We start from the raw sequence: 1,427 nt of genomic DNA on the forward strand, positions 1-1,427 counted from the left end.
GAGATCGTGCCCACTGGCGTGGTGTAGCTGACGGCATTGGTCGCCGTGCTCTCCGGCATGGGCCGGACTGATCAGCGCGCCACTGCCGGCAGGCTGATGAGCGGATCATCGCTCATCTGGCTGATGGTCTCAAGAGTCATGTAGCGCGCCCGCTGCACGGCCCATTCATCATTCTGTTCAAGCAGCAACGCGCCGACGAGGCGGACGATGGCATCGTCATTGGGGAAGATGCCGACGACCTCGGTCCTCCGCTTGATCTCGCCGTTGAGGCGCTCGATCGGGTTGGTCGAGTGCAGCTTGGCGCGGTGCTCCTTGGGGAAAGTCATGTAGGCAAGTACGTCGGGCTCGGCGTCGTCCATGATGGTCGCCAGCTTCGGCACCTTCGGCCGGATCTGGTCGGCAACGGCGCGCCATTGGGTGCTGGCGGCCTCGGCCGTCTCCTGGGCGAAGGCGGTGGCGATGAAGGCCGAGACGACGCGGCGGCCGCTCTTGCCGGCATGCGCCAGCACGTTTCTCATGAAATGGACCCGGCAGCGCTGCCATGTCGCGCACAGCACCTTGGTGACGGCCGCCTTGATGCCTTCATGGGCATCGGAAACAACGAGCTTGACGCCGCGCAGGCCACGGCGGGTCAGCTTGCGCAAAAACTCCGTCCAGATCGGCTCGGCCTCAGACGTGCCGACCTCCATGCCCAGCACCTCGCGCCGGCCGTCCGCGTTGACGCCGACAGCGATGATGACGGCGACCGAGACGATGCGTCCGCCGCGGCGCACCTTCAGGTAGGTGGCATCCACCCACACGTATGGCCAGTCGCCCTCGATGGGTCTTTCAAGGAACGCTTTGACCTTGCCGTCGATCTCTTCGCACAGCCGGCTGACCTGGCTCTTGGAGATACCACTCATGCCCATGGCCTTGACCAGGTCGTCGACCGAGCGGGTCGAGATACCCTGGACGTACGCCTCCTGGATGACGGCGGTCAGCGCCTTCTCGGCCATGCGGCGCGGTTCGAGGAAACCGGGGAAGTAGGAGCCCTTCCTGAGCTTGGGGATGCGCAGCTCGACGGTGCCGGCCCGCGTCTCCCAGTCTCTGTCGCGGTAGCCGTTGCGCTGAGCCGTGCGCAGCGGGTTCTTCTCGCCATAGCCGGCGCCGGTCGCGGCACCCACCTCCAGCTCCATCAGCCGCTCAGCGGCAAAGCCGATCATCTCGCGCAAGATATCGGCGTCGGGGGTCTTCTCCACGAGCGTGCGCAGGTTCATCATGTCGTCGGTCATCGATGGTTCCTTCGAATCAGGTTGGTGTCAGCAACCCGACCTTACCGGGGAACATCGATGACCGCCGCTACGCCGCTCGCTCGCTTCAGCGCTGTTGAGGGCGCGCTCGCGAGCGGCTTCGTAACCGCCGACCTACACCACGCGGTGGGACACGAT

At 65.3% G+C, this 1,427-nt stretch carries 1 protein-coding gene; it reads right to left on the reverse strand.

The window, feature by feature from the left end; all coding sequences use genetic code 11:
• Positions 1-71: 71 nt before the first annotated feature.
• The gene (locus AC1D1L_RS33630; RefSeq protein ID WP_477345820.1) at positions 72-1,271 is read right to left on the reverse strand and encodes an IS256 family transposase; all 1,200 of its coding nucleotides are present in this window, start codon (positions 1,269-1,271) and stop codon (positions 72-74) included.
• Positions 1,272-1,427 lie beyond the last annotated feature (156 nt).

The organism is Mesorhizobium sp. P2_D6 (genome assembly GCF_056404315.1).